Here is a 21,060-nt window from a genome sequence, read left to right on the forward strand (position 1 = left end):
GATGCGCGCGCTGTTCGTTTCCGCCGTCCTGCTCGCCGCCGCCACGGGCTCGGCCTATGCCGATCCGGACGTGGCCAAGGGCGAGACTGTTTTCAAGAAATGTATGGCCTGCCATGCCATTGGCCCCGATGCCAAGGTGAAGGTTGGGCCTCCGCTGAATGGCATCGTCGGCGCCAAGTGGGCCCATTTCGAGGGCTATGCCTATTCCCAGGACATCAAGGACGGCGCCGCTGCCGGAAAGGTGTGGGACGACGCCACCTTGAACGACTATATCGAGAATCCCAAGCATCTGGCGCCGAAGGGGAAAATGGCGTTTGCGGGGGTCAAGAGCGAGCAGGAGCGCGCCGATCTCATCGCCTATCTCGCCCAGTTCAAGCCCGACGGCAGCAAGTGATGCGATAGCCGGCTAATTGAATGCGAGGCGCGCCACGGCCACGGCCGGGGCGCAATCGGCGGCAAGCCCCGCGAGGCGGGTGTCGCCTGCCAGCAGCAGGCCGGCGTGGCGGTAGGGGCGCCCCACCCTCTGGGCCAGCCGGCCCACCAGGAATCGGCCCACCCCTGCGCCGATCAGCGGCGCGTCCGGGGCGACGCCGCCGGCGGATACGATTTTCGCCAGGGCCATGTGGAGATGGTGCATCTGCACCTCCGCGGCGGCCGCCGCCAGGGCCTTCGCCTCCTCCATCGTCGCGGGTCCGAGATCCCGTCCCACCATGCGCAAAAGCCTGCGCGCACTGGCTTCGCAGGTCTTTTCGCCGCCATCGGCCGCAGGGTGGAGATCGGCTCCATCGGGCAGCTCGCCGGTCAGCCGATGCACGTCGGCCGTGGTGGCGAAATACTCCGCCATGAGCGGCACCATTCGCCCGCGAAAGGGCAGCGCCTGCGCCAGCGCCATTACCGGCGTGCGAGCCGCTCCGGAATAGACCAGCTCCGCCGCTTCCAGCCGGGCAGCATCCGAATAGCCGCGAAAGCAAAGTTGCGAGCCGGCAAATGGAATGAGGTCGGTGGTGGTCGACCCGATGTCGGCGAGGATGCCGTCGCCCGCGATGGCCGCCAGCGCGGCCGCCGTGGCGTGCCAGTTGGCGGACGCGATGTCAGCGGTATTCAGATGGGCCTCGGACAGGCTGACAAACCCGGCTCGGCCCGCATAAATGCGGGTGTCAGGCCCCAGTAGCACCCCCAGTTCGGTGGCGATATCGATGACGCCGGTTGCCCTGTCAGGCCACAGGTCGACGAGTTCCCCGGTCATGGTCACCACCGAGTGACCCGAGGCGGGAGGCATGGCCGCCATCGCCGTCCGCAGCCGGTCGAGTCCCTGCCACAGGGCGCAGGGCGCCAGGTGGACGGATACCAGCGTGCCATCCGGTTCCAGGACCGCCCGCTTGAGGTGGGCGCCGCCCACGTCCCACCCGATGAGGAGGTCGCTCATGCGAGGGCGAGCTCCACGGTCGTCGGAGGCACCGCCGCTGCTCCCCCCGTCGCGGGGAAGACGGGGAGGAGGGTGGCGGGGTTGCGGCCCAGCGCGCGCCCGAGGCCGGCATAGGCTGTGGTGAGGCGAGGGTTGATCTCCACCACCACCGGTCCCGCCTCGGTCAGGATGAGGTCGATGCCGATGAAGCCCTCGAGACCGGGGCAGGCGGCGACCACCTGCCGGGCCAGTTCGGCCAGCCGGCCGTCGTCTGCATGCGCGCCCACGGTGAGGCCGGAGAGGGCGAGGCGGCCGTCGCGCACGGCGATGTGCTGGCGGTTCACGCAGAGCAGGCGGGCTTCGCCGGCTACGACCAAAACGGTGAGGCTCGCCGCCTCCCCCGCCACATAAGGCTGGATCACCACGCCCGCCGTCTCGTCCGGCGCAGCGGGTACGCCGGCGGGCCAGAGGAAGGTGGCGTCGCAGCCGGCGCCGTCGTCGGGCTTGGTGATGCGGGGGCCGGGAATCTCGGGCGCGTCGGCCAGAGGATAGGTCGGGATGTGCGTCACGCCGGCCAATGCCAGGCGGCGGGCGGTTTCCAGCTTGCTGGTAGCGATGAGGATGGCCTCGGGGGTGGAGGCGAGCACCGGCTTGCCGCTGGCCGCCAGCATGCGCACCAGATCGGCGAGGATGCCGCCGGTCTCGGGCGCCACCGGCCAAATCAAATCCGCGTCGTCCGCCAGCTGGCGCCACAGCACCCAGGCGCTGGTGTCGAGCCCCACGGGGATCGCACCCGCCAGGGGCAGGCGCTCGTCGCAGGTCGTGAGGATGTCCGGCGGGGAGGGCAGCGCGGCGAGATCGGCCAGCATGGCGTCGCGGATCAGCGCGGCCTCGGCGGCGAGGCTCGGCGGCAGCGTCTCGCGCCGCATCCCGCCCGCGGTCACATATTCCAGCACCAGAACGCGCATGAGGATCTCCGGCGCCGCTCAGGCGCTCACCCGCTCGCCCACGAGGCAGGCGGCCAGCGGCTCGGCCATGTTGCGGCCGGTGGCGTCGAACAGGCCGTGCCAGGCGGGCATGGAATTCACCTCCAGCACCTTCAGCCGCCCCTCCGCATCGCGGATGAGATCGACGCCGGCATAGGTCGCGCCCACGGCGGCCGCGGCGCGTACCGCATAATCCGCCAGAAGCCCCTCGGCCGCCACCTCGGCGCCGGTGGCGCCCTGGTGGATGTTGGTGATCCAGCCCTTGGCGCGGCGTGCCATGGCCGCCTCGGCCCGGCCGCCCACCACGAACACGCGGAAATCCTCGTGAATCGCGTCCGGCCCGCCCTGCGCCGGGGCGGCCACGAAATCCTGCAGATAATAGACCCCGCCCACCGCCTCCGGCTCAGGCAGCGCGCCCTTGGGGCGAATGCGCTCCAGCCCCCGACCCTGCGCGCCGAACAGCGGCTTCAGCACGCTGTCGCCGGGTGCGGAATCGACCAGCATGCGGGCGGTGGCGGCGTCTTCCAGCACGAGGGTGCGCGGGGTCGGCAGGCCGGCATGGGCGAGGAGGAAGGTGGTGGCGCTCTTGTCCACGCAGCGCTCGATGGCGCGGGCATCGTTCATCACCCGCACCCCCAAAGCGGCGAGGGCGTGCAGGACGCCGAGCCGGTGGGTGACCTGCTCCAGCGTGCCGGCGGGCACCGAGCGCACGAAGCAGGCGTCCGGCAGATCGTCGCCGAAGCCGGGGAGCAGCAGGCCGTGTGCCGTCTCGCCCACGGCGAAGCCGCAGGCGCGCAGGGAGACGATGCGGGGCTTCACCCCCCGCGCCTTCAGGGCAGCCACCAGCGAGCGGGTGTGCCAGTCCACCCGCTCGGCAAAGATCACGAAGCCGGCCACCTCACACCCCGAAGGAGCGGGCGATGAGGTTGGCGTCGAAGCCACCGGCGGTGAAGCTCGTGCCCTGCTCCATGGCCGTCACGGTGACGCGGGCCGGCGAGAACAGCAGCGGGTCCACCTTGTAGAAGTCGCAGTCATAGCCCGCGAAAATCTCGGCGAAGGGCCGGCCATAGTCGCGGGAGGCCAGCGACGGCAGGCGCTTGGCGAGGTCCTGCGCGGCCTCGGACGATCCGCGCACGAAGAGCTGCACGTCGCCGCCATAGAGCACCGCATCGTTGGTGCGGCCCATGGCGGTGAGGAAATCCGGCGAGGGCGGCGCCACGGGGGCGGAGCCGATGCCGTCGACGATGTGCTCCAGCGGGAAGTGGAGCGCGTGCGCCTTGTGCAGCGCCACCTCCAGCACACGGGCGACGATCTGCACCGTGCCGGCGAGCGACGAGGTGGGGGTGAGGATGAAGGTGACGGCCGTGGGCGCGACGCCGCAGCGGCTCGCCACTTCCTGCACCACCTCGGCGGGCGGAGTTACGCCGGTCTCCAGCACCAGGGCGACATGATCGCCATGGTCGCGGCAGCCCAGTTCCGCGAACAGCGGCTCCACCGCCGCCATGGCCCGGCCGGGGCCGGAGCCCAGCGCGAAGAAGTCGCCGTGCGACAGGCTCCAGCCGGCATACTGGCTGGCGAGGCACGCGGTGACGGGATCGGTGGTGGTGACGCTCACCAGCGTGTCGAAGGGCGAGAAGCGCCCGCCGGGCACGAGGGCCACCTTGCCAAGGCCGCCGAGGCAGATCTCGGCGATGCGGCGTCCCGCCTCCAGCGAGCCGGGCACGGAAATGCCGGCATCGACGATGCGGCAGCCGAGCGGACCGGTGGACACGGCGAGCCGCAGCTGCGTGGCGTCGGCCACCAGCGCCTCCACGAGGGGCGCGACCTGATGGGCGAGGCTGATGCCGCCGGGAAGGGGGGCGGGGTCAGCGGTGAGGGCTTGCGATGGGGTGCTCTGGGATGAGGTCATGGCCGCACCTCTCGCGCGGGGCAAACGGCGGCGGTCCCCGCGCAGCAGGCGCGGAGCCGGCGGGGAGAAGAAAGGATCGTGCGCATGGCTCAGGCGTCCAGGGTTCTCGCCAGCTCGAACACCACCGGAAGGTCGATGAAGAGCGGGGTCGTGGTCTCGCACATGCGCTTGAGCAGGGTGTGCTGGACCGCATACTTGAGATTGCCGATGGCGAGCGCGCCGATGCCGATGCCGTGGGGCAATTGCGCCGCCGCATCGTGGGCGCCGATGCCGGCGATGCCGGCGGGGGGCACGGCGTTCACGTCTGCCGCCACGATGAGGTTCTTCGCGGCCTGAAGGTGGGCCTCGTTGAGGATCTGCACGCCCGCCTTTCCGGTGGCGAGGATGACCTCGGCGGAGGGCACCAGCGCCGCCTTGTCCGCATCCGTGACGGCGGCGGTGCAGGAGACGTCGAGGCCGAAGCGGGTCTTGATGTCCTTGGCCTTCTCTTCCACCGCAGCGACCTCGCGATGGCTGACGAGGGTCACATCGGCCCCGGCATTGGCGGCGATCACCGCCGCCACCGAGCCGACCACGCCGGTGGCGCCGTAGATCTGCACCTTCGCGCCCTTGAGGCCGTCCGGACGGACCTTCACCAGCGCCTGCTCCACCTTGGCGATCATGGCGGCAGCGGTGGTGAAGGAGCCGGCCGGATCGGGGAAGATGGAAATCTCGAAGGGCGGGAAGATGGAGGCCTTCGCCTCGGCCGCCATGTCGAAGGCCAGCGCCGCATCCTTGCCGCCGATGAACAGGCCGGTGCGCGGCGCCGCCTGCGGGGCACGCGAGAACATCATGTCCTGCGTCAGGTCGCGGACCTCCTCCAGCTTCACCCGCGAATATTGCGCGATGGTGAGATAGCCGGCGTCGGCCGCCATGTTCACGTCGAACGGGCTCACATGCGCGAGCGGCGTGACGATGTGGAGGATGGGGGGAATAGAGGCGGATTCCGCCATGGGTCAGCTCCGTGCCAAGGGAAACATAAGCGGGTGGCTTCGCCCCTAAGCTTCAGAGGAAGCTCAAGGAACGCCGCGGTTGTTTCCCCGCACGCAAGTCAATGGGGGGATTGTTTAATCATGTGGACTTCCGGCGCAAGCCCTGCCGTTTCCCGCGTGGCAGGAATCGTTGCTGCGATGCGGGACGGGTTTTGCGCGGGAAGGCGCGGTGCGGCGGCTTGCGCGACGCTGCGCTGCGATGGGCGCCGAAAAGGGACATGCGGCCGCAGGGGCGGCCAGCGGAGACAGAACCATTGCGTGGGCGGTCATCCCCCGGCTCGTCCGGGGGATCCACCCCGCAGCTCGTCCGGCTGTACGTCTCTCCCGGCACGCCTCTGGCCGCGAAGTGGATCGCCCGCACGAGGCGGGCGATGACGGCGGTGATCGTCCCGTCGGCCCGACGTGGATGCCCGGCACAAGGCCGGGCATGACGTTGGGGTAGGTGGGGAGGCCTGCTTAAGCCTCTGGGCGCGGAGGGCACCCTCAGCCGATCACGCGATCAGGCGGTAGGCGGGCAGCGTGAGGAATTCCTCGAAGCTGTCGGCCAGCGTCATGTCGGAGAACAGCTTGATGGCCTCGGGGAAGCGGCCGGCGTCGTAGACGTCCGGGCCGAGCACCGAGCGCAGGTTCGACATCTCGTCGTCCAGCAGGTCGCGGAACAGCTCGGGCGTCACCGGCCGGCCATCGTCCAGCGTCGCGCCGAGGTGGATCCACTGCCACACCTGGGCGCGGCTGATCTCGGCGGTGGCCGCATCCTCCATGAGGTTGTAGAGCGGCACCGCGCCGCGGCCGCGCAGCCACGCCTCGATATACTGCACGCCGACGCGGATGTTCTCGCGCAGGCCGGCTTCCGAGCGGGTGCCCTGATGCACTTCCAGCAGGTCGTCGCGGCCCACCGGAACGTCGCTGGGCTTGGCGTCGCGCTGGTTGGCGGCGGGCATCAGACGGTTGAACACTTCCATGGCCACCGGCACGAGGTCCGGATGGGCCACCCAGGTGCCGTCGCAGCCGGAATTGGCCTCGCGCTCCTTGTCCGCCTTCACCTTGGCGAAGGCCGCGGCATTGGCTTCCGCATCGCCCTTCACCGGGATCTGCGCGGCCATGCCGCCCATGGCGAAGGCGTTGCGGCGGTGGCAGGTGCGCACGAGGAGGATGCCGTAGGCCTTCAGGAAGGCCTCGCTCATCACCATGCGGCTGCGGTCGGGGGTGAGGAAGCGGTCGTTCTTCCCGAGGCGCTTGATGAAGGAGAAGATGTAGTCCCAGCGGCCGAGATTGAGGCCGGCGATGTGGTCCTTCATCTCGAACAGGATCTCGTCCATCTCGAACACCGCGGGCAGCGTCTCGATGAGGACGGTGGCCTTGATGGTGCCCACCGGCAGGCCGAGCGCCTTCTGGGCGGCGACGAACACCTCGTTCCATAGCCGGGCTTCGAGATGGCTCTCGGTCTTCGGCAGATAGAAATAGGGGCCGGAGCCCTGCGCCAGCGCCGCCTTGGCGTTGTGGAAGACGTAGAGGCCGAAGTCGAACAGCGATCCGGAGACTTCCTCGCCGTCCACCAGCACATGGGCTTCCGGCAGGTGCCAGCCGCGCGGGCGGATGATGAGCACGGCCGGATTGGCGCCGAGCTTGTAGGACTTGCCGTTGTTGGCGTCGACGAAGTCGATGGCGCCGGCCCAGCGGTCCTTCAAATTGATCTGGCCCTCGATCATGTTCTCCCACACCGGGGAGGAGGCATCCTCGAAGTCCGCCATGAACACCTTGGCGCCGGAGTTCAGCGCGTTGACGATCATCTTGCGGTCCACCGGCCCGGTGATCTCGACGCGGCGGTCGAGAAGGTCGGCGGGCAGGTCGGCGATGGTCCAGTCGCCGTCACGGACAGCCTTCGTCTCGGGCAGGAAGTCGGGCAGCTCGCCGGCGTCGAACTTCACCTGCCGCTCGGCGCGGCGGGCCAGCAGGGCCTTGCGGGTGGGGTTGAAGGCGCGATGCAGGTCGGCAACGAAGGCCAGCGCCTCGGGGGTCAGGATTTCGTCGAAGCGGGGGCCGAGCGCGCCGGCGATTTCGATACCCGCGGCCGGGGCAGTCTTCAGGGCAGGGGACGACATGATGTCGGGTCTCCTCGTGTGAAGCCTGAAGCGCGTGGCGTCGCCGCAGGCGGGAACCGTCCCGAGGCCGTGGCAGCCCCGGAGCGGGATGGAATGCGTCAGCGCGCGGCCGTGACGGCCGAAAGAAGCGCGCGCGCAGCAAGTTCGGGATCGGGGGCGGCGCAGATGGCGGACACCACCGCCACCCCGTCCGCTCCGGCGCGGATGACCTCGGCGGCGAGCGTGCCGTCGATGCCGCCGATGCCGACGATGGGCAGGCGGGTGAGCGCCCGCACCGCCGTGACACCGGACGCGCCGATGGCGGCGCCGGCGTCCTTCTTGGTACCAGTGGCCTTCACCGGGCCGACGCCGAGATAATCCACGACGCCGATGTTGGAGGCGGCGAATTCCGCCGGATTGCCCACGGAGAGACCGAGGATGCGCTCCGGCCCCAGAAGGGCGCGGGCGTCGGCGGGGGTCATATCGTCCTGGCCGAGGTGCACGCCATCGGCATCCGCCGCCACCGCCACATCCACCCGGTCGTTGATGATGAGCGGGATGGCGAGCGGAGCCAGAAGCGCCTTCAGCGCGCGGGCCTGCTCCACCAGCGCGCGGCCATGGGCGTCGGGATCGCGCAGCTGTACGATGGTGGCACCGCCCTTCACCGCCGCCTCGACGGTCGCCAGCAGGCCGCGCTCGGCAACGAGGCGCGGGTCGGTGACGAGATAGAGGGTCAGGTCGAAGGGACGGGGCATCAGGTGCTCATGGGTGCGGGCGTGCTGCGGCGCAGCGTAAGCCGCCCCGTTCCCTTAGCTCAATGCGTTTCGGTGCGAAACGTCGCATGCGACGAAGGTCTATTGACCGCATCGCACATGGGTCTTTGCCGTTTTGGCAACAATCCTCAGGCCGCTTTCGCCCGTCCCGCCAAAGCGGCGGGGGCGGGACCGCCGGTCGCCCAGTCCAGCAGCTCCACCGTGTGGACGATGGGAATGCCGGTGCCGGAGCCGATCTGCGTCATGCAGCCGATATTGCCGGCGGCGATCACGTCCGGGACCAGCGCCTCCAGCGTCGCCACTTTGCGGTCCCTGAGCTGCCCGGCAATGTCGCTCTGGAGCATGTTGTAGGTGCCGGCCGAGCCGCAGCACAGATGCGGGTCGAACGGCTCCACCACCTCGAAGCCGACGCGGCGCAGGAGGTCCATGGGTGGCGTCTTCACCTTCTGCCCGTGCTGGAGCGAGCAGGCGGAGTGATAGGCGACGCGCAGGCCGCGCGGCGTCTCGGCCTTGGGCAAATCGAGGGTGGGCAGGAACTCGCTGATGTCGCGGGTGATGGCCGAGACCCGCGCCGCCTTCTCCGCATAGGCGGGGTCGAGGCGCAGCATGTAGCCGTAATCCTTGATGGGCGTGCCGCAGCCCGAGGTGGTGACGAGAATGGCGTCGAGCCCCTCGGTCTCCATCTCCCGGATCCACACGTCCACATTGTTGCGGGCGAAGGCCAGCGCCTCCTCTTCCCGGCCCATGTGATGGACGAGGGCGCCGCAGCAGCCTTCGCCCTTCACCCGCACCACGTCCACGCCCTGCCGGGTGAGGAGGCGGATGGCGGCTTCGTCGATGCCCGGGTTCAGCACCGGCTGGGCGCAGCCCTTCAGCAGCGCCACCCGCGCCCGGCGGGTGCCATGGGCGGGATGGACGCCGCCCTTGTCGTCCGCCGCGCGGCCATGGGGCAGGCCGGGGGCGAGGCGCAGCATGGCGGCGAGCGGCTTCAGCGCCGGCACCTTGGCGAACAGCCCGGCGAACGGCTTGCCGGCGAGCGCCCCCATGAGGGCGAGGCGGAAGCGGTCGGGATAGGGCAGCACCTTCGCCAGCACTTCGCGGATCATCCGGTCGGGGGCGGGGCGGGAATAGGTCTTCTCGATATGGACGCGGGCGGTGTCCACGAGATGCATGTAGTTCACGCCGGAGGGGCAGGTGGACATGCAGGAGAGGCAGGAGAGGCAGCGGTCGATGTGCTTGACCTCCTCCTGCGTCGCCGGCCGGTCGTTCTCCAGCATGTCCTTGATGAGGTAGATGCGCCCGCGCGGGCTATCGAGCTCATCTCCCAGAAGCACATAGGTGGGGCAGGTGGCGGTGCAGAAGCCGCAATGCACGCACTTGCGCAGGATGGAATTGGCCGCCTCCACGTGCGGATCGGCGAGCTGGGCGAGGGAGAAATGGGTCTGCATGGACGCGCTCAGCCGTGACGGAGGAACGAAAGGACAAGGGTGCGGGCCATCTCACATCCCCGCATGCATGCGGCCGGGGTTGAGCACCAGGCCGGGGTCGAAGCTCTCCTTCACCCGTTTGGTCAGTGCCGCCAGCGCCCCGTCGAGGGGCTGGAACACCGCCGTGCGGGCGCGCTCGGCCGCGCTGGCGCGGATGAGGGTGGCGTGGCCGCCATGCAGGGCAAGGGCCGCGCGCACCTGATCGGCGTGGGAGGCTTCTCCCGGCAGGCAGAGCCAGATGAGGCCGCCGGCCCAGTCGCAATAGGCCTCGCCGCCGAGGTCGGCGGCCAGCTTCGCCGCCAGCTCCGGCCCCGCCTTGGGCTGGGTGGAGAGGCGCCACACTGCCCGCTCGCCCGAGCCGGCGAAGGGGATCACGTCGCGCACCGCCTGCCACAGGGGGCGGGAGGTCTCGGTTTCCAGCACCTCGGCCGGGCCGATGCCGGCGAGCACCTTCAAGAGCATGGCGCGCCGCGCCGAGACGGAGGGCGCGACGCCTTCCATGCGCAGGGCGACCAGCGCCGGCGAGCCGTTGAGGCCCGGCAGGCGGCCCGCCACGCCTTCGGGCAGGAAGGCGGCGCCGGACACCTCGCAGGAGGAGCCCATGGCGGCCGACAGCGCCGCCGCCGCCTCGCCGGGAGAGCCAACGCGCGCGATCACCGTCTCTTCCATGGGCGGGCGCGGCAGCACCTTGAGCGTAATTTCGGTGGCGACGCAAAGCGTGCCGAAGGCGCCGGCCATCAGGCGGGGCAGATCGTAGCCGGTGACGTTCTTCACCACCCGCCCGCCGGACTTGAACGGCTCGCCGCGTCCCGACACGCCCTTGAGGCCAAGGGCGTGGTCGCGCACCGCCCCGTGGCTGATGCGGCGAGGACCGGCGAAATTCACAGCGAACATGCCGCCGATCGTCCCCCGCCCCGCCGTGCCGCCGAGCAGGGGGCCGGTGTCCATGGGCTCGAAGGCGAGCATCTGCCCGCGCGCCGCCACCATCTCCTCGATGTCCGCGCGGGGCGTGCCGGCGCGGGCGGAGAGCACCAGCTCCTCCGGCTCGTAGAGGGTGACGCCGGACAAAGCGGAAAGGTCGAGGGTGAGGTCGGTCTGGCTCGGCCGGCCGAGGGCCTGCTGCGAGCCGTGGCCGCGCACCTCCAGCGTCTTGCCGGCGCCGAGGGCGGTGCGGACCGCCTCCGCGACCTCCTGCTCGTCGCGCGCTGCGATGATGTCGCTCATGTTCTGGGCCTCGGATAGGGGGAGGCGCGCGCTCAGAAGCGCGGCAGGTCCGGGAAGGGCAGCGCGCCGCCCGACACATGCATGCGGCCCATCTCGGCGCAGCGGTGCAGGGTCGGGAACACCTTGCCGGGGTTGAGCAGGCTCTTGTCGTCGAAGGCGCACTTCAGCCGCAGCTGCTGGGCGAGATCGACCTCGTTGAACATGGTCGGCATGAGGTCGCGCTTCTCCACGCCCACGCCATGCTCGCCGGTGAGCACGCCGCCCACCTCCACGCACAGCCGCAGGATGTCGGCGCCGAAGCTTTCCGCCGCGTGGAGCTGTCCCGGCGCGTTCGCGTCATAGAGGATGAGAGGGTGGAGATTGCCGTCGCCCGCATGGAACACGTTGGCGACGCGCAGATCGTATTGCGCGGAGAGTTCGCGCATCCGCGAGAGCACATAGGGCAACTGGCGGCGCGGAATGGTGCCGTCCATGCACAGATAATCGGGCGAGAGGCGCCCCACCGCCGGGAAGGCGGCCTTGCGCCCGGCCCAGAAGCCGAGGCGCTCCGCCTCGCTGGTGGAGACGCGCAGGGTGACCGAATTGCAGGCCTCGGCAATGCGCGTCACCTCTTCCAGAAGGTGGGCGCATTCCGCCTCCGGCCCGTCCAGCTCGACGATGAGCAGGGCTTCCACATCCAGCGGATAACCCACGTTCACGAAGGCCTCGGCGGCGGCGATGGCGTCGCGGTCCATCATCTCGATGGCGGCCGGGATGATGCCGCCGCCGATGATCCGCGCGACGCACTCGCCGGCATCCTCGGAGGTGGGAAAGCCCACCAGCACCGCCCGCGCCGTGTCCGGCTTCTTGAGGAGGCGCACCGTGACTTCCGTCACCACCCCCAGCAGCCCCTCGGAGCCGATGATGACGGAGAGAAGGTCGAGCCCGCCGGCATCGAGGTGCTTGCCGCCGAGGCGCACGATCTCGCCGGTGATGAGCACCATCTCGACGCCCAGCACGTTGTTGGTGGTGAGGCCGTATTTGAGGCAATGCACGCCGCCGGAATTCTCGCCCACATTGCCGCCGATGGAGCAGGCGATCTGCGAGGAGGGATCGGGGGCGTAATAGAAGCCGAGGTGGTCCACCGCCTTGGAGATGCCTAGGTTGGTGACCCCCGGCTGTACGACGGCGGCGCGGTTGGCGGTGTCGATGTCGAGGATGCGGTTGAACTTGCCCATGCCGAGCAGCACGGCATCCTGAAGCGGCAGCGAGCCGCCCGAGAGTGAGGTGCCCGAGCCGCGCGGCACCACGCGAATCTCGTTCTCGTAACAGTATTTAAGGACCGCAGCGACTTGCTCGGTGGTCGACGGCAGCACCACCACGAGGGGCAATTGGCGATAGGCGGTGACCGCGTCGGATTCGTAGGGCCGCATCTCCCGTTCATGGGAAATGACGCCCTCGCCGGGCACGATGGCCCGGAGCGCGGCGATGATCTCCTCCCGTCGGGCGAGCACCCGAGCATCCGCTTCCGGCAGCCTGAGGCCCGGAGTGGTTCCCGTCATGTCGGCGTCCCTTTGAGCCGTTCTTGTTGGAGGAACTATAATCGGTTCATTAGGGAAAAAACGTCGCCCATTCTTTCCCTGACGGATAAAGTCGGCGGCTGAAGAGAAAACAATCGGCCGGTCCGATTCCCCGGCCAGGAGGAGCGTCGATCGATGATCGGCAATCTGGGCGACCTTGAAATCTTCGCGCGCATCGTCACCGCCGGCAGCCTCTCCGCCGCCGGGCGGGAGATGGGGCTGTCCCCGCCGGTGGTGTCGAAGCGCGTGCAGCGGCTGGAGGAGCGGCTGGGCGCCCGGCTGTTCCAGCGTACCACCCGCAAGGTGGCCCTCACCGAGGCGGGACAGGGCTTCTACGAGCGGGTCGTGACCATCCTCGCCTCCATCGAGGAGGCGGAAAGCCAGCTCGCCCGCAAGTCCACCGAGGCGCGCGGCCTGCTTCGGGTGTCGGCGCCCACCTCCTTCGGCCGGCTTCACATCGCCCCCAACCTGCTGCCGCTGATGGAGGCGAACCCCGACCTCACCATCGACCTCGAACTGTCGGATTCGTTCGTGGACATCGTGGGCGAGGGCTTCGACGTGGCAGTGCGCATCGCTGACCTCGACGATTCCAGCCTCGTCGCTCGCCGCCTCGCGCCGGTCCACCGGGTGCTGTGCGCGACGCCGGAATATCTCGCCCGCGCCGGTGAGCCCAAGCACATTTCCGAACTCGCCTCCCACATCCTCATCGCCACCCACGGGCAGGACCCGTGGAAGCTGGAGGGGCCGGACGGGCCGGTGACGTTGCGCGTGCATTCCCAGCTGCGGACCAATTCCAACGAGGTGGTGCGCGAGGCGGTGCTCGCCTCGGTGGGCATCGCGCTGCGATCCACCTGGGACGTGGGGCCGGAACTGCGCTCCGGCGCGCTGAAGGTGGTGCTGCCGCGCTGGCGCGCCTCCCACCGGGTGGGCCTGTTCGCGGTCTACCCCTCCCGCCGCTTCCTGCCGCAGAAGGTGCGCGTCTTCATCGATCACCTTGCCGCCCTCTACGGCCAGGGCCACGGCGGCATCCCGCCCTGGGACGAAGGCCTCTCGCGCCTGTTCGAGCCGGAGCCGACAGGCTGAGGGGAAGGGGGCACCAAAAAGGGGAAATCGGGTTGGCCTTTCCGACGGGCGCGTTCATAAGAGCGGTATTCCCGCGACGTGACTGTTGATTGCCCCGCTCCAGATGACGAAGCCCCCTCCTGTTCCACTGACCCTCGCCGGCATGGCGGAGGGCGCGCGCGCCATGCTGCCGCTGATGCCGGGCATCGCCGCCTTCGGCATGGCCTTCGGCGCCGCCTCCATCCAGAAGAGCTTCACCCTGCTGGAGGCGACGCTCTCCTCGGCGCTGGTGTTCGCGGGCCTGGCCCAGATGGTCGCGCTGGAAGGCTGGACCCAGCACTGGACCGCCGGCTCCCTGCTGGCGCTCGGCTTCCTCACCCTCACGGTGAACATGCGCCACGTGCTGATGGGCGCCTCGCTGCGGCCGTGGCTCGGCACCCTGCCGGCGTGGAAGTCCTATCCGGCGCTGATGATGATGGCCGACAACAACTGGGCCGCCGCGCTGCGCTACCGCGCCGAGGGCGGCAGCGACGTGGGCTATTTCGTCGGCTCCGGCCTCATCACCTGGGTGGTTTGGGTGCTGGCCACCGCCGCCGGCCATCTGGTGGGCGGCGGCATTCCCGATCCGAAGGCGGTGGGCATCGATCTCGTGGTGCCGGCCTTCTTCATCGCCATGCTGCTCCCCAACTGGAAGGGCAAGCGCGAGGCGGTGGGCTGGGGTGTGGCGGCGGCGGTTTCCACCGCCGTGTCGTTCGTGCTGCCGGGCTGGTGGTTCATCGTGATCGGCGCCGTCGCGGGCGCGCTCGCAGGCGGATTCACCGACGATGACCGTTGATGCCGGCACCCTCACCGCCATCCTGGTGATGGCGGCGGCCACCGCCTTCAACCGCGCCGGTGGCTTCTGGCTCATGCGGCTGGTGCCCGTAACGCCGCGCGTGCGGCGGGTGCTCGACTGCCTGCCCGGCGCGGTGCTGGTGGCGCTGCTGGTCCCCGGCGCCGTTCAGGGCGCGGTGAAGGGCGACATGGGCATGCTGGGCGGCCTCGCCGCCGCCCTCGTCGTCACCCGCCTGACCCGCAGCGACCTCCTTGCCGTGGTCGTCGCCATGGCGGTGGCGGCCGGCATCAGGGCGTTCTGGGGATAGGTCGGCGGCGGATCTGGTCCACCCTCCCAGCCCTTGTAGCCGTCCTCCCCGGCCCGCCGGTCCCATCTGAGACGTGAGGCGCCGCTTCAGACCCTGCGTGGATCGCCCGCACGAGGCGGGCGACGACGGCGCTGAAGGGGAGGGGCGCCCCAAACGAAAACGGCGGGCCGAAGCCCGCCGCTGATTTCTCGTCCGAAAAGCCGTCCCTCAGCCCGGCGCGCCGGGCTTGGCCGCGGCCTGGGTGCCGGGGGAGGTGCTCGGCGTGGCCGGCGTCACGGAGGGCGCCGCCGGGTCCACCGGCTTGGGCTTGGGCTTCGGCCGCGGCGTGGTGATGGACCGCACCTGGGTGATGACCTCGTCATGGAGGCGCGGCGACTTCTCGATGTTGAAGTGGTCGATGCCGCCGATGGCGTTCAGGTTGCGGTTGACGATGTTGCCGCGGAAGCCCGGGCCGGCCGTCAGCCGCTTCCCGTAGCCGTTGTTGGACTGGTAGTAATTGACGAAATAGCCAGAGGCGGCGCCCACCTGGGTTACGCCCACCGGATCGAAGGTGACGATCAGCTTGGCCGGGGTGCCCAGCGCGGTCAGGCGCTCGGCCATCTCCACCGCCGCATCGGCACCGAGCGAATGGCCGACGATGATGATGGGGGAATTGCCGTGGGCGCGGCTGTCGGCGGATGCGGCGTCGGCGAGGGAGGCCCACTGGCCGTACTCGTGCACCGTCGCCGGAATGCCGCGGGCGTTCAGCTTGGCGGCCAAATCGTCCATGCCCAGCGAGAAGACGTTCGCGAGCCCCCTCAGAAGGTAGACGTGGCCGCGGTTCTGCTGGGCGAGCGCCGGCTGGGCGACGCAGAGGACGACGAGCGCTGCGAACAGGGCCCGGACGAAGCGCAAGCCAACTTTCATTGTCTCACCGTTTCTGAAAAGTGATCGATCTACTGCCGCCAAAACGCCGGACGGGCAATACCGGATTGCTTATCCGGCGCATAAGCGGAACCGCGCGCGACGTTTTTTCCGATCCCGTGTCGCGCCTGCATCATACCCATTGTTCCTCTAAATTCTCGTTTTGCGATAAACTCAGTATACTGCCGCGCTGAAGTTGTGTTACCTTGCGTGCTGCTTCCCTCAAGTCAGGGTGAGGACGAAGTCGTGTCAGCTCTCGCAATCGGAACGGCCGGTGGCGCGCAGATCAGCGCGCTTGCACCCTCATGGCCGGCCTTCTGTCAGGTCCGTCTCCAGCGGCGAAAGGACGAGCCCGTCCAGCCCGTGCCGCCAGATCCTTATGTCCAGCCGGGTCGTCCACCCGGGGGAATCCTGTTGGTGGCCGTGTGTTCGGCCATCTCCGGCGCCATCATGGGCTGTCTGTTCGGCGGCTTCCTCACCGTCGCGCTGGCGATCTTCCTGGCCGTGCCGCTGGGCGTCGCGCTCGGCATCTGGGCATCGCGCCTGTCCGACTAGACAACCGGCTTAAAACATGGTGCCCCCCACCAGCAGCACGTGCAGGCTGCGCGGCCCGTGGGCGCCGAGCAGCAAGGTCTGCTCGATGTCGGCGGAGCGCGACGGGCCGGTGATCCAGTTCACCGTACGCGGCAGCATGCCCTCACCATAGCGGGCGCGGATGCGGTCCCACACGCTCTCGTAGTCCCCCGCCACATCCGTTGCGTCCACCACCACCAGATGGTGGTCGGGGAGCAGGTTGAGGGTGGAGGGGTTCTCCGGGCCGGAGAGCATCACCAGCGAGCCTGATTCGGCGACGCCGGCGAAGGCGTGGGAGAGACCGGCGAGCTGGCGCCCGTCCGAGGGGCCGATCCACACGTCGAGGGCCGGCGTGCGCTCCCACGGCAGGGCCGCGAGGCGCGCGTCGGCGCCCCGCAGGATGGTCATGGGCAGGTTGCGGGACCTCAGATAGGCGGCGATGGCCTCCGGCACCTCGGCCGTGGAGGGCAGGTGATCGATGGTCGCGGCGGCGGCGATCACCATGTCGCGGAACAGGGTGAGGCGCTCGGCCTCCGGCAATTGCCCTCGCGCGGGAATGACACCTCTTGGATGCGAGGTGAGGCGGTCCGCCACCGCCTGCCGGCGCGGCGCCTCCTGCGAGGTGACGCCGAGGGACGCCCGGATGGAGGCGAAAACGGTGTCGCGGGAAGATGTCATCGGCCGGCTCCCTGCGTCTGCGCCGCGCGCCGCTCGGCTTGCCGGGCGCGCCATTGCGCCTGGAAGGTGTCGCCCTGTGGCGCCGGGAAATCGCGGTGCTGGGTCCACCCGCCGGCCAGCGGCAGGGAGGCGAAGCGTCCCTTGGTCCGCCCGAACAGCGAGAGCGCGCCCATGGCGAGCCGCGTCGCCGGCCGGTAAAGCCAGCCGCGCCGGGCGAAGAAGCCCCACACGGAAAGGCCGAAGCGCTGGGTCGCCGGGGTGAGGTGGCGCTCGAATTCCTTCTCCCGCCAGTGCCGCATCAGCTTGGGCAGGGGGATGCGCATGGGGCACACCTCCTCGCAGCGGCCGCAGAAGGTGGAGGCGTTGGGCAAATTGCGTCCCTTCTCCACGCCGATCAGCGCCGGGGTGAGCACCGAGCCGATGGGGCCGGGATAGACCCAGCCGTAAGCGTGCCCGCCCACCGCGTGATAGACCGGGCAATGGTTCATGCAGGCGCCGCAGCGGATGCAGCGCAGCACCTCGCGCAATTGCCCGCCCAGCATGGCGGAGCGGCCGTTGTCGAGGATCACCACGTGATACTCGCCCGGCCCGTCCGGATCGCCGGGGCGGCGGGGGCCGGTGGAGAAGGTGGTGTAGACGCTCATGTCCTGCCCGGTGGCCGAGCGGGCCAGCACGCGCAGGATCTGGCTCACGTCCTCCAGCGTCGGCACCAGCTTTTCCAGCGAGGCGAGCACGATGTGCGCCTTCGGCAGGGTCTGGGTGAGGTCGCCGTTGCCCTCGTTGGTGACGATGATGGAGGTGCCCGTCTCCGCCACCAGGAAGTTCGCGCCGGTGATGCCCACATCTGCCGCGAGGAACTTCTGGCGAAGTTCGCCCCGCGCCTCGGCCAGCAGCGAGGTGGGCTCGGAGAGGTCGCGTTCCGGGGGCAGATGGGCGTGGACGCGGCGGAAGTCTTCTTCCACCTGATCCTTGTTGAGGTGGATGGCGGGGGCGATGATGTGGGATGGCGCCTCGCCGCGGATCTGGATGAGATATTCGCCGAGATCCGTCTCCACCGGCTGGATGCCGGCGGCGGCGAGATGGTCGTTGAGGCCGATCTCCTCGGAGATCATGCTTTTGCCCTTGGTCACGGTCTTGGCGCCGAGGCGCTTGCAGATGTCCGTGACGATGGCCCGCGCGTCCGCCGCATCCACGGCGAAATGCACATGGCCGCCGGCTTCCTTCGCCTTGGCCTCGAAGCGCTCGAGATAGAGGTCGAGGTGGGCCAGCGTGTGGTTCTTGATGTCGCGCGCGGAATCCCGGAGCGCGTCGAACTCCGGCAGCTTCTCGGCCGCCGCCGCCCGCTTGCCGATGAAGCCGGGGCCGACCTTGGAGAGCGCGCCCTGCAGCGGCAGGTCGGCCAGCGCCTTCTTCGCATTGTCCTTGAAACGGGGCGTGGTGATCTCGACGCTCATCGCTTCGCCCCCTTCTCCGTAGGTTCGCCGATGGCCGGTTCGTCACCCATGCCGGCGAGCACTTCGGCCACATGGAGCGCCCGCACTGGCCGGCCCTCGCGCTGGAGCTTGCCGGCCATGTTCATGAGGCAGCCGAGGTCGCCCGCGAGCAGCGTGCCGGCGCCGGTGGCGGCGATGTTGGCGGACTTCTTCTCCACGATGGCGTTGGAGACGTCGGGATATTTCACGCAGAAGGTGCCGCCGAAGCCGCAGCAGGTGTCGGCGTCCTTCATCTCCGTCAGCGCCAGCCCCTCCACCGAGGAGAGCAGGCGGCGGGGCTGGTCCTTCACCCCGAGCTCGCGCAGGCCCGAGCAGCTGTCGTGATAGGTGACGGTGCCGTCATAGGCGGCTTCGACCGAGGTGACGCCGCGCACGTCCACGAGGAAGGAGGTCAGCTCGAACACCTTGGCGCAGAAGCGCTCCACCCGCCCGGCCCAATCCGGTTCGCCGGTGAAAAGCTCGGGATAGTGGGTCTTGATCATCCCGGCGCAGGAGCCGGAGGGGGCGACCACGTAGTCGAAGGTCTCGAACGCCGCGATCATCTGTTCCGCCAGCGCGCGGGTGGTGGCGCGGTCGCCGGAATTGAAGGCGGGCTGGCCGCAGCAGGTCTGCGGCGGCACGTCCACCTCGCAGCCGGCATCCTCCAGCAGCTTGGCGGCGGCAAAGCCCACCGAGGGGCGGATGGTGTCCACGAGGCAGGTGCAGAACAGGCCCACCCGTGGATGGCGCGCCGCATCGGGCGGAAATTGCGCGGTCATGATGCCCCGTGCGTTGGATCGGGCGAGCGCCCGCCGCTGATTGGAACGGCTCTATAGCACCGCGTCCGGGGCGACGAAATGACGGGCGGACCAAAGGCCCGCGCGCCATCCCCCTACACTATGTCGATGACCGCCCCCGGCTTGAGCCGCGCCAGCAGGCGCTTCATGTCCGCCCGGCGGAGCGCGACGCAGCCCTCCGTCGCCTTGAACCCCGGCCGGGCAAGATGCACGAACACCGCCGAGCCGCGCCCGGCGACGCGGGGGCGCTGGTTGTGGTCGATCACCAGAACCAGATCGTAGAGCGCATCGTCCCGCCACATCTGCTCGTGGGACGCGGTGCGCGCGCCGCCGAGGGGCAGCGTGACGGGGCGGTTGTAGCGCCGGTCCGCCCGGTCGTCGCACCAGCCGTCGGCGGGGCGGATGGGGCGGGCGGGGAGGCGCGAGGCCGGGCGCGGTCCGTGGTCGGGCCGGTAGAGGAGAGCGAGGATGCGCCAGCGGCCGGCGGGGGTGCGCCCGTCCCCCTCGCGCTTGTCGGCGCCGATGCCGGAGCGTCCCAGGGCAACGGGGAGCGAGAGCCCGCCCACCCGCAAAATCCCCTGGTGGCGGGTGCCGGGGCGGCGGCTGACGCGGACGCGGGAGATTCCCACAGGATGTAGCGGTGCCATGACTTAGTTTGATACCTCTCCACAGCCATCCCGGGATGGAAATTTGCGCCAAGCCATGTCCATGCTCTACTGGCGCGATTCGCGCGCCCGCAAGGGCGCAGGAGGAATTGATGCCCAATGCGTGGAAAATCCTGGTGGTCGAGGACGACCCGGAGCTGCGCGATGCGCTGATCGAGCAGCTCGCGCTCCAGGACGAATTCGAGCCCGTGGGCGCGGACACCGCCGGCGGCGCCGTCGAGCAGGCGAAGAACGGGGCCATCGACCTCGTCATCATGGACGTGGGCCTGCCCGACATGGACGGGCGTGACGCCGTGCGCCAGATGCGCCGCAACGGCTTCAAGGCCCCCATCCTGATGCTGACCGGCCACGACACCGACAGCGACACCATCATGGGGCTCGAGGCCGGCGCCAACGACTATATCGTGAAGCCGTTCCGCTTCGCGGTGCTGCTGGCCCGCCTGCGCGCCCAGATGCGCTCGCACGAGGCGAGCGAGGACGCGGTGTTCGCCATCGGCCCCTATTCCTTCCGGCCGGGCGCCAAGCTCCTCCTCACCGAGCGCGGCTCCAAGATCCGCCTCACCGAGAAGGAGACGGCCATCCTGCGCTATCTCTACCGGGCGGGTAAGAATCCGGTGCCGCGCGAGACGCTGCTGCAGGAAGTGTGGGGCTATAATTCCGGCGTCACCACGCATACTCTGGAAACCCACATCTACCGCCTGCGCCAGAAGATCGAGCCCGATCCTTCCAATCCCACCCTTCTTGCGACCCAGGCCGGGGGCTACAAGCTCGTGCCCTGACGGCCGGGCCTCACCATCATGCACAGCCACTTGAGGAAACGTCGTCCGTGAGCATCGACAGGGACATCGCGCTGCTCCGGGGGGTCGCCACCTTCGATCTGCTCAGCGACGGCGCCGTGCGCATGCTCGCCTCGGGCGCCGAGGAGGTGCGGCTCGCCGAGGGCGACGTGCTGTTCCGCGCCAACGAGATCTCCGACGGCGCCTTCGTGGTGGTGTCCGGCCGCCTCAATCTGCTCGACGAGCGCACCCCCGCCGCACCGCGCCTGTTGAAGGGCGTGACGGCCGGGGCCCTCGTGGGTGAGACGGCCCTCATCATCGCCACCCCGCGTCCGGCCACCGCCGTCGCTGCCGAGGAGACGGTGGTGATCCGCCTGCCGCAGGAGGTGTTCACGCGGGTGCTGGAGCGCTATCCCGAAGCCACGGCCAAGTTCCGCCGCGCCATTGCCCGACGGCTGGAAGGGACGCTCCGCGCCCTCGACGGCGTGCGGGTGAAGCTGGAAGAGCACCGCCAGCGCCGCCGGCGCTGAGCGATCG

At 69.6% G+C, this 21,060-nt stretch carries 22 protein-coding genes; 7 read left to right on the forward strand and 15 right to left on the reverse strand.

Going from position 1 to position 21,060, the window contains the following annotated elements:
• Position 1 precedes the first annotated feature (1 nt).
• Complete coding sequence (locus ACT54R_RS11305; protein ID WP_168458708.1) at positions 2-394, forward strand: c-type cytochrome; 393 nt, start codon at positions 2-4, stop codon at positions 392-394.
• A 12-nt stretch (positions 395-406) separates the two neighbouring features.
• Here the strand turns inward: ACT54R_RS11305 and ACT54R_RS11310 are convergent, their stop codons facing one another.
• The 10 genes from ACT54R_RS11310 to ACT54R_RS11355 form a co-directional block, all read right to left on the reverse strand.
• Positions 407-1,426, reverse strand: a complete 1,020-nt coding sequence (locus ACT54R_RS11310) for a hydantoinase/oxoprolinase family protein (RefSeq protein WP_476326251.1) — start codon at positions 1,424-1,426, stop codon at positions 407-409.
• Positions 1,423-2,373: an ATP-grasp domain-containing protein gene (locus ACT54R_RS11315; RefSeq protein WP_476326253.1), complete on the reverse strand. Its 951-nt coding sequence runs from the start codon at positions 2,371-2,373 to the stop codon at positions 1,423-1,425. The genes ACT54R_RS11310 and ACT54R_RS11315 overlap by 4 nt, the downstream gene beginning before the upstream one ends.
• An 18-nt stretch (positions 2,374-2,391) precedes the next feature.
• On the reverse strand, positions 2,392-3,288 hold the full coding sequence (locus ACT54R_RS11320; protein ID WP_476326255.1) for a RimK family alpha-L-glutamate ligase: 897 nt from the start codon (positions 3,286-3,288) through the stop codon (positions 2,392-2,394).
• Between the two features lies 1 nt (position 3,289).
• Positions 3,290-4,300 carry a methenyltetrahydromethanopterin cyclohydrolase gene (gene mch / locus ACT54R_RS11325; protein ID WP_476326257.1) on the reverse strand — a complete coding sequence of 337 codons (1,011 nt, stop codon included), beginning with the start codon at positions 4,298-4,300 and terminating at the stop codon, positions 3,290-3,292.
• 89 nt (positions 4,301-4,389) lie between these two features.
• Positions 4,390-5,292 (reverse strand): NAD(P)-dependent methylenetetrahydromethanopterin dehydrogenase, encoded by a 903-nt coding sequence (locus ACT54R_RS11330; RefSeq protein WP_476326259.1) that lies wholly within the window; start codon positions 5,290-5,292, stop codon positions 4,390-4,392.
• Between the two features lie 530 nt (positions 5,293-5,822).
• Complete coding sequence (gene aceB / locus ACT54R_RS11335; protein WP_476326261.1) at positions 5,823-7,433, reverse strand: malate synthase A; 1,611 nt, start codon at positions 7,431-7,433, stop codon at positions 5,823-5,825.
• 98 nt (positions 7,434-7,531) lie between these two features.
• The gene (thiE, locus tag ACT54R_RS11340) at positions 7,532-8,167 is read right to left on the reverse strand and encodes a thiamine phosphate synthase (RefSeq protein ID WP_476326263.1); all 636 of its coding nucleotides are present in this window, start codon (positions 8,165-8,167) and stop codon (positions 7,532-7,534) included.
• 146 nt (positions 8,168-8,313) lie between these two features.
• Positions 8,314-9,633, reverse strand: a complete 1,320-nt coding sequence (glcF, locus tag ACT54R_RS11345; RefSeq protein WP_476326265.1) for a glycolate oxidase subunit GlcF — start codon at positions 9,631-9,633, stop codon at positions 8,314-8,316.
• Between the two features lie 51 nt (positions 9,634-9,684).
• On the reverse strand, positions 9,685-10,896 hold the full coding sequence (gene glcE / locus ACT54R_RS11350; RefSeq protein WP_476326267.1) for a glycolate oxidase subunit GlcE: 1,212 nt from the start codon (positions 10,894-10,896) through the stop codon (positions 9,685-9,687).
• A 32-nt stretch (positions 10,897-10,928) separates the two neighbouring features.
• Positions 10,929-12,437 carry an FAD-linked oxidase C-terminal domain-containing protein gene (locus ACT54R_RS11355; protein ID WP_476326269.1) on the reverse strand — a complete coding sequence of 503 codons (1,509 nt, stop codon included), beginning with the start codon at positions 12,435-12,437 and terminating at the stop codon, positions 10,929-10,931.
• A 153-nt stretch (positions 12,438-12,590) separates the two neighbouring features.
• Between ACT54R_RS11355 and ACT54R_RS11360 the strand changes: the two genes are divergently transcribed.
• The 3 genes from ACT54R_RS11360 (at position 12,591) to ACT54R_RS11370 (ending at position 14,659) form a co-directional block, all read left to right on the forward strand.
• A complete protein-coding gene (locus tag ACT54R_RS11360; protein ID WP_476326271.1) occupies positions 12,591-13,538 on the forward strand; it encodes a LysR family transcriptional regulator in 948 nt (315 codons plus the stop codon).
• A gap of 103 nt (positions 13,539-13,641) precedes the next feature.
• Positions 13,642-14,352 (forward strand): AzlC family ABC transporter permease, encoded by a 711-nt coding sequence (locus tag ACT54R_RS11365; RefSeq protein WP_476326273.1) that lies wholly within the window; start codon positions 13,642-13,644, stop codon positions 14,350-14,352.
• Positions 14,342-14,659, forward strand: a complete 318-nt coding sequence (locus ACT54R_RS11370) for an AzlD family protein (protein WP_029556370.1) — start codon at positions 14,342-14,344, stop codon at positions 14,657-14,659. The genes ACT54R_RS11365 and ACT54R_RS11370 overlap by 11 nt, the downstream gene beginning before the upstream one ends.
• Before the next feature lie 207 nt (positions 14,660-14,866).
• Here the strand turns inward: ACT54R_RS11370 and ACT54R_RS11375 are convergent, their stop codons facing one another.
• Positions 14,867-15,553 (reverse strand): hypothetical protein, encoded by a 687-nt coding sequence (locus tag ACT54R_RS11375; RefSeq protein ID WP_476326274.1) that lies wholly within the window; start codon positions 15,551-15,553, stop codon positions 14,867-14,869.
• Between the two features lie 426 nt (positions 15,554-15,979).
• Here ACT54R_RS11375 and ACT54R_RS11380 point away from each other — a divergent pair, with 426 nt between their 5' ends.
• On the forward strand, positions 15,980-16,117 hold the full coding sequence (locus ACT54R_RS11380; RefSeq protein ID WP_476326276.1) for a hypothetical protein: 138 nt from the start codon (positions 15,980-15,982) through the stop codon (positions 16,115-16,117).
• A 9-nt stretch (positions 16,118-16,126) separates the two neighbouring features.
• Here the strand turns inward: ACT54R_RS11380 and ACT54R_RS11385 are convergent, their stop codons facing one another.
• The 4 genes from ACT54R_RS11385 to ACT54R_RS11400 form a co-directional block, all read right to left on the reverse strand.
• A complete protein-coding gene (locus ACT54R_RS11385; RefSeq protein WP_476326278.1) occupies positions 16,127-16,813 on the reverse strand; it encodes a LutC/YkgG family protein in 687 nt (228 codons plus the stop codon).
• A complete protein-coding gene (locus ACT54R_RS11390; protein WP_476326280.1) occupies positions 16,810-18,267 on the reverse strand; it encodes a LutB/LldF family L-lactate oxidation iron-sulfur protein in 1,458 nt (485 codons plus the stop codon). The genes ACT54R_RS11385 and ACT54R_RS11390 overlap by 4 nt, the downstream gene beginning before the upstream one ends.
• Positions 18,264-19,064, reverse strand: coding sequence for a (Fe-S)-binding protein (locus tag ACT54R_RS11395; RefSeq protein ID WP_476326282.1), 801 nt, complete (start codon positions 19,062-19,064; stop codon positions 18,264-18,266). The genes ACT54R_RS11390 and ACT54R_RS11395 overlap by 4 nt, the downstream gene beginning before the upstream one ends.
• A gap of 113 nt (positions 19,065-19,177) precedes the next feature.
• Positions 19,178-19,729 carry a L,D-transpeptidase family protein gene (locus ACT54R_RS11400; RefSeq protein WP_476326284.1) on the reverse strand — a complete coding sequence of 184 codons (552 nt, stop codon included), beginning with the start codon at positions 19,727-19,729 and terminating at the stop codon, positions 19,178-19,180.
• Positions 19,730-19,839: 110 nt separating this feature from the next.
• On the opposite strand from ACT54R_RS11400, the gene ACT54R_RS11405 reads away from it, so the two are divergent.
• The gene (locus ACT54R_RS11405; RefSeq protein WP_024281375.1) at positions 19,840-20,526 is read left to right on the forward strand and encodes a response regulator transcription factor; all 687 of its coding nucleotides are present in this window, start codon (positions 19,840-19,842) and stop codon (positions 20,524-20,526) included.
• Between the two features lie 47 nt (positions 20,527-20,573).
• A complete protein-coding gene (locus ACT54R_RS11410) occupies positions 20,574-21,053 on the forward strand; it encodes a cyclic nucleotide-binding domain-containing protein (protein WP_476326286.1) in 480 nt (159 codons plus the stop codon).
• Positions 21,054-21,060: the final 7 nt, after the last annotated feature.

This window comes from Xanthobacter sp. DMC47 (assembly GCF_056313845.1).